General features: G+C 44.1%; 10 protein-coding genes and 1 tRNA gene. 2 read left to right on the forward strand and 9 right to left on the reverse strand.

Annotated elements, in window-relative coordinates; translation table 11 throughout:
- Positions 1-283: 283 nt before the first annotated feature.
- Positions 284-2599, forward strand: coding sequence for a DEAD/DEAH box helicase (locus MHM99_RS05260; protein ID WP_168463467.1), 2316 nt, complete (start codon positions 284-286; stop codon positions 2597-2599).
- Between the two features lie 91 nt (positions 2600-2690).
- On the opposite strand, the gene MHM99_RS05265 is transcribed toward MHM99_RS05260, so the two are convergent.
- The 8 genes from MHM99_RS05265 to MHM99_RS05300 all read right to left on the reverse strand — a co-directional run bounded on the left by MHM99_RS05265 (position 2691) and on the right by MHM99_RS05300 (position 11192).
- A tRNA-Leu gene (locus MHM99_RS05265) sits at positions 2691-2777 on the reverse strand.
- A gap of 326 nt (positions 2778-3103) precedes the next feature.
- On the reverse strand, positions 3104-4201 hold the full coding sequence (locus tag MHM99_RS05270; protein WP_168463468.1) for a HupE/UreJ family protein: 1098 nt from the start codon (positions 4199-4201) through the stop codon (positions 3104-3106).
- 28 nt (positions 4202-4229) lie between these two features.
- Positions 4230-5300, reverse strand: coding sequence for a hypothetical protein (locus MHM99_RS05275; RefSeq protein WP_239218434.1), 1071 nt, complete (start codon positions 5298-5300; stop codon positions 4230-4232).
- 62 nt (positions 5301-5362) lie between these two features.
- On the reverse strand, positions 5363-5941 hold the full coding sequence (locus tag MHM99_RS05280; protein ID WP_168463470.1) for an Ig-like domain-containing protein: 579 nt from the start codon (positions 5939-5941) through the stop codon (positions 5363-5365).
- An 11-nt stretch (positions 5942-5952) separates the two neighbouring features.
- Positions 5953-7545, reverse strand: coding sequence for a DUF4331 domain-containing protein (locus tag MHM99_RS05285; RefSeq protein WP_239218436.1), 1593 nt, complete (start codon positions 7543-7545; stop codon positions 5953-5955).
- 152 nt (positions 7546-7697) lie between these two features.
- Complete coding sequence (locus tag MHM99_RS05290; RefSeq protein ID WP_014950608.1) at positions 7698-8435, reverse strand: anti-sigma factor; 738 nt, start codon at positions 8433-8435, stop codon at positions 7698-7700.
- Positions 8432-8965 (reverse strand): sigma-70 family RNA polymerase sigma factor, encoded by a 534-nt coding sequence (locus MHM99_RS05295; protein WP_014977297.1) that lies wholly within the window; start codon positions 8963-8965, stop codon positions 8432-8434. The genes MHM99_RS05290 and MHM99_RS05295 overlap by 4 nt, the downstream gene beginning before the upstream one ends.
- 151 nt (positions 8966-9116) lie before the next feature.
- Positions 9117-11192 carry a TonB-dependent receptor gene (locus MHM99_RS05300; protein WP_343213273.1) on the reverse strand — a complete coding sequence of 692 codons (2076 nt, stop codon included), beginning with the start codon at positions 11190-11192 and terminating at the stop codon, positions 9117-9119.
- 175 nt (positions 11193-11367) lie between these two features.
- Between MHM99_RS05300 and MHM99_RS05305 the strand changes: the two genes are divergently transcribed.
- Positions 11368-11952, forward strand: coding sequence for an RDD family protein (locus MHM99_RS05305; protein WP_239218440.1), 585 nt, complete (start codon positions 11368-11370; stop codon positions 11950-11952).
- A gap of 58 nt (positions 11953-12010) precedes the next feature.
- Here the strand turns inward: MHM99_RS05305 and MHM99_RS05310 are convergent, their stop codons facing one another.
- Complete coding sequence (locus tag MHM99_RS05310) at positions 12011-13339, reverse strand: IS4 family transposase (RefSeq protein WP_239218442.1); 1329 nt, start codon at positions 13337-13339, stop codon at positions 12011-12013.
- Positions 13340-13479 lie beyond the last annotated feature (140 nt).

Here is a 13479-nt window from a genome sequence, read left to right on the forward strand (position 1 = left end):
ACCAGAAACTGGGATAAGATCGGAAGCGTAGAGCTAAATCCGGAGAATAAAAAAGAAGCAGCTTAACAGCTCAGGCGACAACTACCTTGAAAAACGCCGGACTTGAGGAGATTCGTATCCGAAGCTGCAATACAAAATGCCAGCAAAGGCATAAAATCTTACTGCGCCGCTTTTTCAATCGTATCAGATAACCCTCTAAAAATAATGCGAAATGCGTTAGATTCAGTTCACTTGAAAGACCTTCTTCAATTTGAAGCTATCTTCCTCATAGGGGTCAAAGTAAATGCTTGAGCAGATAGCGAACGGCACCGGTATACGAGAGATACTTTCTAGCGCAATTAAGGAGTTCCACACTAAAGGTCCTACAAATCTTGAACTCTTAGAAATCATTAGTCTGATCAAAATGATTCACCCTGAAACATTTTCTGATTATGAAGATAAGCTAACGAGTGTAATGGGACTGTTTTATAAGCAAGTTCAGCCTCGTTCTGTACTAGAAGCGATATACAAAGATTTAGGCGATGCAATTGAAAAGAAGTACGGACGAGCTTTCACTCCAATGCAGGCAACTGCTTACAAGGCAATTCGTGAAAAGCACTTCTACTCATTTTCTGCTCCTACAAGTACTGGCAAGTCATACCTATTTCGCGAACTTGTTAAAGACTACGATAAAGATATTGTAATAGTAGTTCCGTCACGTGCATTAATCGCCGAGTTTTACTCGGTAGTTATTGACTTGGTGCAAAACGATGTGTTGGTGCTTCAGTTTATTGAAAATGTAAATCAGCATAATACTTCAAGGCGAATCTTTATAATTACACCGGAAAGAGGGACTGAAATATTTAAATATAGCGGTGATTTTGATGTTGGAATTTTTCTTTTTGATGAAGCTCAAATATCTGAAGAGCCTGTTAGGGGTCTGTCCTTCGATGCGTTCGTAAGACGCACAGAAAGAGAGTTTCCAAACGCTACAAAGGTATTTGCGCACCCATTTGTCTCCAACCCCAAAGCACAGTTCACTAAACACGGTTTTGTAGAAAACTATCAAGCAGATAGCTTCAAGCAGAGCAATGTTGGTAAGATTTTTGTCTCTTTGGAGGTGGATGGAAGTTTTGAAATATTTTCTCCTTACAAAGATGCTGACGACATAAAGTTGGATGAAGACATAATTTCCTCCACACTCGCCAAAAATGGAACTGTTCTTATTTACTCATCGAAGGCAAAAATTTTTGATGGGAGGCACATTGAAGAGTATGGGCAATATATAGAGCAGTGTCAGCCGCTTGACGAACCAGAAGCTTTGAAATTTGTTTCTATGCTTGAGAAATATATTGGTTCTTCAGAAACCCAGCTAGGTAAGCAGTCTTCTTTTATTCAGTTAATGAGAAGGGGTGTAGTAGTTCATCACGGCTCTATGCCGCTAAAGGCAAGGATCTTAATTGAAAACTTTGTGCGAAAGGGATATGCAAAACTTTGCTTTGCTACATCGACATTAAATCAAGGTATTAATATGCCGTTTGATTGCGTACTGATCGATAACTTCACTTACATGAATGAGCTGACACTCAAGAATTTGATCGGCAGATCTGGAAGAAGTACGGATCTTCCTAAATTTGATTATGGATACACCATTGTTCGTAGAGAGAACGTTAAAACATTCTCAAGTAGGTTGTCGTCTGATGTTGTAATTAGCGAAACGTCAAAATTAGACGATGATATAAAGAATATCCATGAAGATTTCACAGATCTAGTCGAAGCTGTTAAAACAGATACGTTTAATGACGACCTCCACTTGACTGATTCTCAAGTTGAACGTATTCGAAATGCTAACTTAAAAGCGCAAATCAAATTCATTCTAGATAAACTTATTGATGGTGAGAAGGCCATAACTGGTAACCAATATTATGCGTTGGGGGACTCAATTAGGCGGCAAATAAAAGAAAAATTAAAGATCATATATTGCTCTCATCTAAGACGCAGTCAACTCTTATCTGGTGAACAAGCTGTACTTAGTGCCGCCATACCTCTTCTTTTGTGGAGGGTTCAAGGCAAGTCCTTCAGTGAAACCTTGTCGTTACGTCACTCTTACCTAACGCAAAGAGATGAGAGACGAAAGCTTGCCCGGAAACTCAGAGAGGGTGAGCTAGAGCAAAGTGAATACAATAAAGAATTAAAACGGCTAAAGATCAAGTATTCTGCACAAGCAGAAAAGTTACCCAATTCGAATTTGAAAAAGTCATATCCGCTTTTTCCTGCTAGTGTATCTGTCAAAAATTTTGATTATGATCGATTGGTTTACGATACATACGATTATTTAGATAAGGTAATAAGCTTATCACTAGCTGATCCCATATGTGCTGCCTTAGCAGTTTACTATGAAGAAACTGGAGATGGACGTTCCAAGGTGCTTAGTAACTATCTTCGGTTCGGCACAAATGACGAAACCGAAATTTGGCTATTAAAATATGGGTTCGATCCTGAAGATGTTGAATGGATATCAGCTGTTGTTGCTCATGTAGATGAAAATGGCATCGTGTTTATAGATGACCTTTCCACTTTGACAGATGAGCAGAAACTAATAATTAGAAGGTACGTCTAGCTTTAAGCTATGGTAGATAAATAAAAAGCGATGACAAAAACAAAAAAACCAACTCAAAGGTTGGTTCATTATGTGCAAAGAATACAGAGATTGGTACCAGAGGCCGGACTTGAACCGGCACGCTATTTCTAGCAACGGATTTTGAATCCGTCATGTCTACCAATTTCATCACTCTGGCATCAAATTTTAATATTTGCGAAACTTAAAAACTTTGCAAATCTTTGCAAGCATATTTTAGCTTGTTTGAGTCAAAAGGCGCTTACCTTTCAGTGACTTGCCTTAGTTTGATTGTTAGACACTATCAGTTTTGAATCCGTCATGTCTACCAATTCCATCACACTGGCATTGTGTATGGTTATCAACGTGGTGTTGATGCATGGCATTATAGCGATGCGGCGCGCCTATACAACAACTTTTTGAGCTTTTTGTGATTAAGTGCCGAAAGATTGTTCAAAAGCGTATTTTGCTTTATCTATTTCTTATTAATCAACAGAACGCACACTTTTACCAACGCTGAAGCGTCCAATTAATCGCTACTACCGCGATTACTGACGACGCAATTGGCATTATGGCTTTTGAATATAATCTTACGTTTCTAAGTAAGATGAGTAAGGGCAATAGCAGCGTAACTATGGCAAGTTGACCCAGCTCTACCCCTATATTAAAAGCGAATACATTCATTACCAAGCTGCCCGACTGGGCGTTAAGGTCGCCAAATACACTCGCAAATCCCATTCCATGAAGTAGGCCGAACCCAAAGGTAATTAACCCTAAACGCATGATGATAGGGTACATATTGTTAAGCGCAGTTATAGCCACTGATATAGCAATGCCTAGCTCAACAATACGGCTATCTAGCGTAATAAAATCCAGTGCTGTGGCAGTTAATGTAATCGAATGCGCTAACGTAAACGTGCTTACTAATATCACCGTACTTTTTATAATGTGCCTTTTGCTTTGCTCTTTCACCCAGCTCTTATTTTCCCTGTAAAGATTAACGGTGAGCAACGTAGCAACCAAAAACAGTATATGGTCTAGTCCAATGAAAATATGCCAAATTCCCTGATAAACCATCTCCCCAAACTGTGAAATCCAGCTGTTTCCTGTAGCAGAAGCAGTGATAAACGAGCGTTCATCACTTAGCACATAAACACTTGTGTGATCGTTTAACGTTACCGTTGTGAGTAGCTTGTGGGTGGGAAAATCGCTAACTATGCCAGTGTATTGTATCGATACTTCGTTTACATATACGCAGTTTACCGACAGCGGGTATACCAGTAATGACTCTGCAGATATATCTCGCATAGAAGGGGGAGCAATACTAACCGAACATCGCGTTTTGCTATCTCGAATCACTAGGTGGTTTTGGATATAGTCGTTCGCCATAGTGTGGTTTCTGTTGACTTCACCCCAGGTCAAATTACCGTCATTATTACTATCTAGCCCTGCTGCTTGTCCTATATCTTCAGGCTTTAGCAAAAGCTCGCCAGACAAAGTGTTATTTGAATCATTTGTAAGCGTTAAATAGCCGTTGCTCAGTTCGTGTGAATGCGTGAAAACGCTGAAGGCGGCAAAGATGAAAAATGTAATAAATCTAATCATGACTCGTTTACTGAAGGGCGGGAGAACTTTAAGCATTGGTCGATACTTCATTAGCCTGTCGAGCGCGCTCTAGGAGGTTTTTGTCATCTAATGACTGTGCGTATTGCCAGTTGATTTCGGCAAATTTAAGCGCCAGTGGGTAATTGGACTCAATCTCTAAAAAGTAAGTGGCGACCTGTGCGGCGTGAGAACTGTCTTCTCGCCACACTCGAATTTCCATGTTCTTAGCAAGTTGAGTTTGCACTTCAGAGCGCACAATACCTTGCGCTCGTTCCGCAATGGCCCATTTAAGTAGTAAGCCTTCGTCGGCTGTCAATATATCGGGTACGGAGTTGCTAAACCCAGAACTCACTGCCTTATAGTTATTCAACGCAAAATGTGCGTCGGCCCAAACTAACATGGCGCTTATAGGTAGCTTTTCGAATTCTGTTTGTGACAAATGCTCAAGCGCGGCTTCAGCGTTACCAAGTTGAAGCGACATGTCTGCAAGTACTTCATAAAACCACTGGCGCTCCGCAGGCCTCACTGTACTCGTGTAGGTCTCAAAAGCGCTAAGCTTTTTTAAAAATTTTACGTCTTTATTTTGTGAAAAATCAGCGTTAACCATACACGTGAAAGCGATTAAAAAACTTGTTTGCCCTACCAGCTTTTCACAGTTTTCTTTCGCCTTTTTAGCGTTACCTTGCTGAACGTTTATGTCTGCCAACAATAACTGTGCAGCTGGAGAGCGAAAGCGGGCTATTTGATTAAGGTGTTGCTTGGCTTGTTCGAACTTATGAATGCCTTGAAGTAGTCGAGCTTCTAAAACAACTAAACGCTCTTTTTGACCCGCGTTCAACGAATCGAATTTTTGTCGCATTATGTTCGTGAACCTAGCAATACGCTCTCTTTCATCACCTTTTGCTTCAAGGTATCTACTCGAAGTTAAAATTTTTTCCGCTTCGTCGATACTTACTATGGATAGCTGTTGAGGCTGCCACGTTGCGATGACGGTATCATAATTGAGTTTTTCAGACTGAGCAGATACCGAACAGACTGTTAGCGCTGACAATACGCTCATTGTAGGGAGTATGAGAGTACTGCTTCTCATCAACTTCATCAGAACTTCCTTTATAAAAGCCGTCCTTGGCTTTACGGTTGACACTGGGTACTGAACGTTCGTTATTGACCAATCAATAAATCATCGAACGTGGTGTCGTCAGCATCTTGGGTGAACTCGCGCCCGTTAATTGGCAGAGGTTCATCGGTCGGTGCTTGATTAAAGGCATCACGGGTATAGCTAGAGAACGATACCTGCTGTGCCTCAATCGTAACGCTAACAGTGGCGGTAACTTCTGGATTTACGCCGTCAGAAACGGTGAATGTGAAGCTATCGCTACCCGTTACCTGAGCGTTAGGTGTGTAGGTAAAGTTGCCATCAGCATTAACTTCTGCATTACCTAACATACCGTTTTCACCAAGCCCGAATGTAAGCGCATCACCATCGGCATCGGTTGCTGTCAACGTGCCGTCAAACGCAATATCTGCTTGTGTCGTTAGCATTTCATCAACGGCTACGGGCGCTACATTTTCTTCTGGCGCTTGATAATCGTTATCGTCATCACTATCGAAACAACCAGTTAGCGCTAGTACCAATCCAGAAATGACCCACAACTTATGTTTCTGCAAAGGGGCTTGACCCGACTTAACAAACGCGGGTGCATTTGGATTCTTGTTAAATAACCTAATCTTCATAGACATGATGGATCTCCTTATTCAGAGCCAGCAAGTGGTGTTTTTAGGTAAGGAAACGATGAATCAATCATGCTTGCATCTACAGGTGCACCATCAGTGAAAGGTACATTACCTACGCTGGCGTCCTCTGGTGTACAAAGGCCAAGATCTGTATCTTCACCTGCTACCGGGATGGGATAGCACAAGCGGCCCATAACTACGCGAAGGGCAATATCAACCACGTCATCACCTGGGCGGCGACCGTTCGGGAATCCTGCTAAGTCATCGCCTGCCACACCAAATGCTGACTGCGATTCGGCTGGCGTTGCTGGGATCCCTGTGTTTAGGCGCAGCATTTCTGATGCTGTGACCATTGCCTGCTGGTTAACGCCCTGGAAGCCAGTAAGGAACGCTGTTACTAAGTCCATACGCGGGAAGTTAGTCGGCGCAAGGGTCTCAATATCCGTACCCAGTGTAGTATTCACTGCATCTTTAAACAGAATGTCCAGTAGTTCTGGCAAAGAAGGGTGGGTTACATAATCAGCGAATTGACCGTCTGCACTTGGGTGAGAAGTAGAAAATTTGTCTTTATCACCAATACCGATAACAAGCTCATTTACTAGCGGGCTACCTAAACGAGACACTTGAGTCATCGCACCACCATTAGTCTCAGGTTTCGCAAAAGTAGCATCTGGGTTTAGGATACGCGCTTGCGGCAAGCTTGCCGTGGTCCAGCTACCAATTACGCCATTACCTTCACCTGTAACACACGCCTTGGGTACTTCAATAGATAACGCTGTCACGTTTTTATCGGCTAAGTCATCATTCATGGCACTTTGCGTTATACCGCCAGGAAAACCTTCACCATCGCCTGCGCCCGGTGCGCTGTCGCCCTCAACAGGTACATAATTTACCAAGTCGAATGTTTTGCCTAAGTTAACAACGAAGGGGTCTTTACGCTGACCAACAAATACTTTGGCCATGTCATCGCACCCAGGGATGCTGAACGAATAAATAAAGCTTTCAGCATAGCGTGCGTATTCCGCTTCACTGGTAAAGGTTTTATTACCAATGTAATCAAGCGGCTTTTTAAACATATCGCCCATGGCGGGAGTAAGAGTAGTGCGCGTGCCTGTCTGCATGTCGCCACTCACCATAGTAAGGCTATACATTTCCGAGAAGTTCGCTGCGCTTGAATCGTCTGCGCTGATACCGCCTACATTTTTAAGCGGTACTTTCACCATTTTCTGTTCGCCTTCAGGGCCTATAGGCAAGGCGATACCTTCGTTATCGGCAGCAAGCATATTGTTAAACTTAAAAACAAAGCTTAGGTCTTCAACCGCGTCGCCATCGCTATCAATATGAATGGCGTAGTGCGCGTTGGGATCCATTGCAAAGTAGTTAGGGCCACCATAAGCATCTTGCAGTGGAATATAATTTGCTATGAAAGTCACATAATCTTCACGGCCTTGTTCATAGCTATTGAAAGCATAAAAGTCGGTGCTATCTAACGCTGGGTGGCGAGTGATGTTCGGTGCTTCTCGGTGACTTGACGCTATTGCGCCAGCAGTTACGGCTGCACATGTCACGGCGACAGCCAGTGACAAAGTTTTGCGTTTGAATTGGGTCATGTCGAGTCTCTCTGTTTTTTATGAGTTCAAGAGACCAAACGACTGAGGTTTCACCTTAGATGCAAAAATATTTAAAAAATTAAAATAAAGTTTTTATAAAAAGTAAAAGGCCACGTTTCGTGGCCTTTTGGTGTGCTGCTTTGTGCGTAAAATTACACTGAAACAATCGGCGCTATATATAGCACTTCCGTTGGTGCGCCTGTTACCGAGCCGCCTGGTGCTTCTAAGCTCACTGCTAACGCTGCGATACTTTGATCTAGCAAGATATCTGGTGTCACGCGCGTGTCGCCATTAACTTCAGGCATCAAGCCGAGAGAAATTGGTGCTTCGCCGTTTGCCGGCACCATCCAAAGCTCATAGTCTTTGTCTGCTAACGCCACAAATGCATCGGTGACCTTAACATTCATTGTCGTGTCAGATACCTCTATCACCCACAATGGCGTGTTATCAGCATTATTGACTACGGCAATATGGGAAACCTCTGGGGTAGGCACAGGTTGCATCATGAAAAGCAATACGGCTAACACCAATGCAGCAGCTGTGGATATGAATGATAAGTTCTTCCAGCGTTTCTGCTTTTCTTTTTCAAGATCAACTACATTGTCGCTACTTGGTTTTGCGTTAGTCGTTTGATCGACAAACTCTGTATCATTGGCCGCCTTGTGGCCAAGCTTCACTTGTATGCTCTCCCACACGCTGTCAGGTGGTGTCACCGGAGGCAAGGTTTCAGCAAATCCAGTAAGGTATTGCTCCCATTGTGCGGTTGCATCGCTAACAGCCTGATACTGCATCATTAACTTTTGATAGCGCGTACGCGCTTTGCCGCGCAGCGTTCCAACTACATACTCAGCGGCGAGGGCGTTTAATCGCTCTTCTTTTAAATAATTCATAGTGATAGGCACCTCTGCAAGCTTTGCAAGCCTCGTCTTATCCAGCTTTTAATGGTTCCAAGTGGTGACGCCAAGTGAGTTACCACCTCTTGATGCGACATGCCATTCACATAGGCTAAATGGATAGCCTGACGCTGCGGTCCATCAAGTTCATCTAAACAAGAGGCCAACTTTGCTTGCTCTGCCTCTAACTTTATTGATTGTGTGGTTTCCATACCTGACGGTGCGTCATCATTTAATTCGACTTCATTTCTTACGTTGTGATAGCGGATTAAATCGAGCGCACGATAGCGAGCTATACTGACCATCCAAGTAAGTACCGTACCTTTGCCTCGTTGATAATTACCGGCGTTATGCCAAATTTTTATATAGGCGTCTTGTGTGGCTTCGTCAGCGAGTTCAGGGCGTTTCAAAAGCCTTAAAGCAACAGCGTAGAGCTGTGGACTTGTTATCTTATAAAGCTCTGCGAACGCTTTTTTGTCGCCGTCTGCGGTTTTACACAGCAGAGGAAACAGAGTTTCGTGTTCCATTGTTGCTCCTATTTTTATCGTTGTAGCGCGGCCATTTGTTTATTGCTCTAACTATTTGGCGGCAACTTCTTAAAGTAGCATGTTTTATATACAACTGCCTGAATGGTTACCTAATCAATAGACAGACCCCAAACAGTAAAGCGTTTATGTATTAATACTTTACTGAAAAGGTAAGGCGAACATTTCTTGGCTCTACAGGGTGATAATGCAAATCCTCAATCCCTTCCTCTGGCTCTCCGGGCAGCCTAGATGCGTAAAAATAATCAATATCGTGATCGTCACTGTCTAGGGCATTGAGTACTTCTAACGTTACGTCCCAAGTTGGCTGGCGATAGGCAACTTGAGCATTAACTAAAAATGTTGATGGCGGTGAAATTTCATCGAAGCTTTCTACGGTGCGAGAGCTTAAGTAGCGGCCTCGTAGGGTATAGCTGAACCCTAGTTGGTTACTTCTTTGATAGTAGGTTAGCCCTGCACTCACCACACCTGGCACGGTGCCATCAATGTGACGGCCTTCGCCTTCAACGCTGTCGCTAAATCGTGCCTTGGTCCACGCAGCTTCAATGTCTGTTGTTAGGTGATGGCTTATCCAGTAGTAGGCACTCACTTCAATGCCGTGTCTCTCGGAGGGGCGACTGGCTTCAGTAAAGCCTGCATCACCAACATATACCAGCTCGCTATCAAGCTCTAAGCGCCACAGGGCAGCAGACAGGTTATAGGTTTTATTATCGGTATAGTTAACGCCCGCTTCATAGCCAAGGCTCTTTACCAATAAGGGAGCTGCTTCGGTAGCGTCACCACTTACCGGGTCTATGCTAATTGTTGCTCCTCGCGCATCGTTAGAGTGAAAGCCCTGCCCAATGTTGGCAAATGCGGTGAGTTGGTCTGATACACCGTACTTCAAGCCTGCTTTAAGGGTAAATAAACCGTCACTTTCGCTACCTGAATTGGCCCCAAGACTGCTGGTAACGTCCACATCTAAGTAATCGTATCGACCACCTAATGACAGGCTTAGTGCGTCGCTTAATACGATGTTTGATTGAGCAAAAAGTGCATAGCTGTTGCTGTTAATCTCGTCTTCTCGGATAGTGCCAAAGCGGGTTAAGTTTTGGGTGCGATACAAACCCACGTTTTCAATATCGTCGAAACGCCACTGGCCGCCTAAGGTAATACTGCTTCCATCCGTAAGCGCCAAGGGAAGGGTAGTGAATATTTCACCACCGTAAATTTTTCGGTCGTCGGCCTGTTCGAATTGATCGCCTGTCTCTGGGTTATCAAGAAAGTAAGTAAAATTTGAAAAAAGGCTTAGCGTTGTATCTATGGCATACAGTGAGGCATTCCATGTATCACTCGTATAGTTTGCGGAGAGACTATAGCGAGACGAATCACCGCCAACTTGGGTGTCGATAGAGCCAAGACGGTCTATTAAGCCGCTTTCAATAGCGCGCTCAGGTACCTGGTCAGCACCGTTCCAGCTATTATCGTAGGCCATTCCTGTAATGGTGAGTTGGCCGTCTAACAAAGGCGTAATATAACGAATATGGGCGTTTTTCTTTTTTACATCTTCGTCAACGTCAGTCCACGGGCCGTCATAGGTTTGATATTCCAGCGCTGTAACAACGCGGCTCTCTCCTGCTTCAAAGTGATTTAATGCAACAGCGCGCTTGAACCCATATTCTCCTAAGCCTAAGAACAACTGGTTTTGCTCAAGTGAATCTCTTAAATTGAAGAACGCCCCGCCAGCGCTAGAAAAATCGCCGATGTTGGCATAATAGGTGCCTTTGAAGTAGCTTAGATTGTCGATAAATTCGGGAATAATAAAGTTAAGGTCACTGTAGCCTTGGCCATGTCCGTGGCTTCGCATGTTCACAGGCATACCGTCTACACTCACCGTGAAATCCGTGCCATGGTCGAGGTTAAAACCGCGCAGGAAGTACTGGTTGGCTTTTCCCGAACCACTGTGTTGGGTCACCATCATGCCCGGGATGAATTCGAGTATTTCACCGGCGCGCAACATTGGGCGTTCAATCAAGGTGTCACCAGACACCCATCCCTGCGAAGCCGAGATAAACTCTCCGTCTTTTACAGATGAGTCACCACGTACTCGAATATGCTCAATATCACCTTCGGGGTCGTCTAACGCCATTGCAGCGCCCATACCAAGCGAAAATGAGCTAGCGAGAAGTGTTGTTACCAGAGTTTTTGCTGTCACCGTATTTACGTCCATTATCCGTTTGTAATAGCAATAACGATTAACAATGGTTAATGGATGCAAAAAGGTGGAAATCATTTTTCTTTGCTTATTGCGCTATTAAATGCCGTTAACTAAGGCTTATGTTGTTTAAGCGTTGTGGCGCTTGTGTCAAAATAAACGCTGTTGTTAATGAAGTGAAGAGAAGCCCGTGGCGAGACACGACAGAAAAGCCAAGAAGAAGTCCCCATCATCAAATCCTCTAAAAACGAAGGATGATAAAAACACGCCCAACTCAGAATCAGGCAGTTCATCACTTGAGCGAGCGGGGTTTGTGCGACGCTTGTTGGCAATGATTTACGATACGCTCGTGGCTACTGCCGTAGGGATGTGTGCTGCTATGGTCATGATAGTAACGCTGGTGGTTATGCTGAAAAATGGCGCGCTTGACCTACAAGGCTATGCTGAACCTGCCGATCTGATTCAGGCCTCTTTTGGTTATAAGCTGCTTATTCAAACGTGGGTGGGCTTGTGGATAGCTGGGTTTTTCTTGTGGTTCTGGCGCAGGGGCGGGCAAACCCTAGGCATGCGTGCATGGCGTTTGCGAATTTACAGCTCGGTTGAAGAGCCAATGACCTGGCCACGCTTGTTCATTCGCCTAATAGCATCGTTAGGTGGTCTAGGCACCTTACTTGTTTTGTTTGATTTTAAAAATAAACAATCACTGCAAGACCGACTGGCAAAGACCGAAGTGCTGAAGCTGACCAAAGAAGCGAACGACCACAAGAGCTGGTAAAGGTGCTTTGTAAGGCGCTAAAAAATCGCAAAAAAAGAGGCTGTAAGGCTAATGCCAGTCAGTTAAGCTGACTGGCATTTTTCTTTTTAGCGGGGTACTTACCCGGTTTAGGTTTAACACATCGCGGATATAACCTGTCTTCTCGGCGTGTCGGTAGCTCGTAGTAAGTCAGCTGATTGATAAGATTCTCATACAACACGGGCAGCTTCCCGGGGCTTGTAAGCCCCGTTGTTAGAAGGAATGCAATCACTGCGCTAGAACACCCGCTGAAGCTTAGCTGATTAGGCCAGATGCCTTTGCGTAGTGCAGCTTCAGTCATTGCCACTCGTATTAGGTTATAAGCCAGCAGTAATCCCCATAACTCTTGCTCAACCATGTCAGGTCGCTTACTCCGAAGCGTGTATTCACTATTCAATAGCGTCTGCTTCATCTCTCGGTACCCTAATTCAATTTCCCAGCGATGGCTGTATAAGTCTACAATCTCGTCACTGGGATAGCGCATGACATCTGTAAGAGATGTAAGAATTCGACACTCTTTTCCTCGAATTTTCTTCGTAATGAGTCGCGCTTCAATCTCATCGGGAAGCGTGGGGAATTTCTTTCTCGCTTGAGGTGCGGTTGTTAGTTTCACCCGTTTATCTACACGGCTATAGCTCTCTAATACTTCAAACTGGAGGCCTTTTCTGGCGGGTATCATCCAGTGTCTTTCTTGTCCTTCGCTATGCCATTGGTGGAGTAAGCCCAACGAATAAAAACCACGGTCAAACATAGTGAGCGAGTGATTAGGCGTGTCTTCAATTAGCTGCTCGGCTAGCACCATTTCGTTAGACTTATATTTATCGAACGCACTGTTTACAAGTTGATGACTTGTCAGTTCCATCTGGCAGACCATGCGAATCTGAGGAAAGGCTGTATCACCATATTGTGTGCTACCAGAACCATATTTTTCACGGTTCTCCGCAGTATCAGCCGTTCGCCAAACGACACCATCGACACCAAGTAAATTCAACCCGTTCCATGTTTCGAATTGATTCTGCTGGTACCAATGTTTAGCCATCTTTTTAAAAGACTGTTCAACGGCCTCAGTTCCCAAGCGCTGACGCGCTTGAACCATAGCGCTTGGCGCTACGAGCGGTGCTTTACCGGGCAACGCGATATCCATCTTAGTGGCAATATTCCACACTGATTCTTGCCTAAAAAGACTCATGCCCATGACACACCACATTACCGACTCAAGCGGTAAGCGACGCTTTCTAACGGTTGCCACACCTGCTTCTACAAAGGCCTCATCAATAATTGAAGGGTCTAAGAAAGTTGAGAGTTTTTCAAATGAGTGAAACTGGGTACTGGCGTTGAAAGCAGTATCTAACGCTGTTTTGATATCCATAAAAAAATCCGATGGCAAATGCTCATCGGATTTTTACATCTATAAAAGATCGGTCAACCGATCGCTAAAATATTTCTTAACTGATCGGCATTAGGCTGTAAGGCCTCTTTTTTTTATTAGTTTTGACTATTGAATCAGAT

It is taken from the genome of Alteromonas sp. MmMcT2-2, from assembly GCF_022348305.1.
In the GTDB taxonomy this organism is placed as follows: domain Bacteria; phylum Pseudomonadota; class Gammaproteobacteria; order Enterobacterales; family Alteromonadaceae; genus Alteromonas; species Alteromonas macleodii.

Coding starts and splice junctions, on each gene's coding strand:
- MHM99_RS05270 (WP_168463468.1), bottom strand. CDS start 4,201: ATGATTAGATTTATTACATTTTTCATCTTTGCCGCCTTCAGCGTTTTC.
- MHM99_RS05280 (WP_168463470.1), bottom strand. CDS start 5,941: ATGTCTATGAAGATTAGGTTATTTAACAAGAATCCAAATGCACCCGCG.
- MHM99_RS05310 (WP_239218442.1), bottom strand. CDS start 13,339: ATGGATATCAAAACAGCGTTAGATACTGCTTTCAACGCCAGTACCCAG.
- MHM99_RS05260 (WP_168463467.1), top strand. CDS start 284: ATGCTTGAGCAGATAGCGAACGGCACCGGTATACGAGAGATACTTTCT.
- MHM99_RS05300 (WP_343213273.1), bottom strand. CDS start 11,192: ATGGACGTAAATACGGTGACAGCAAAAACTCTGGTAACAACACTTCTC.
- MHM99_RS05295 (WP_014977297.1), bottom strand. CDS start 8,965: ATGGAACACGAAACTCTGTTTCCTCTGCTGTGTAAAACCGCAGACGGC.
- MHM99_RS05275 (WP_239218434.1), bottom strand. CDS start 5,300: ATGAAGTTGATGAGAAGCAGTACTCTCATACTCCCTACAATGAGCGTA.
- MHM99_RS05285 (WP_239218436.1), bottom strand. CDS start 7,545: ATGACCCAATTCAAACGCAAAACTTTGTCACTGGCTGTCGCCGTGACA.
- MHM99_RS05290 (WP_014950608.1), bottom strand. CDS start 8,435: ATGAATTATTTAAAAGAAGAGCGATTAAACGCCCTCGCCGCTGAGTAT.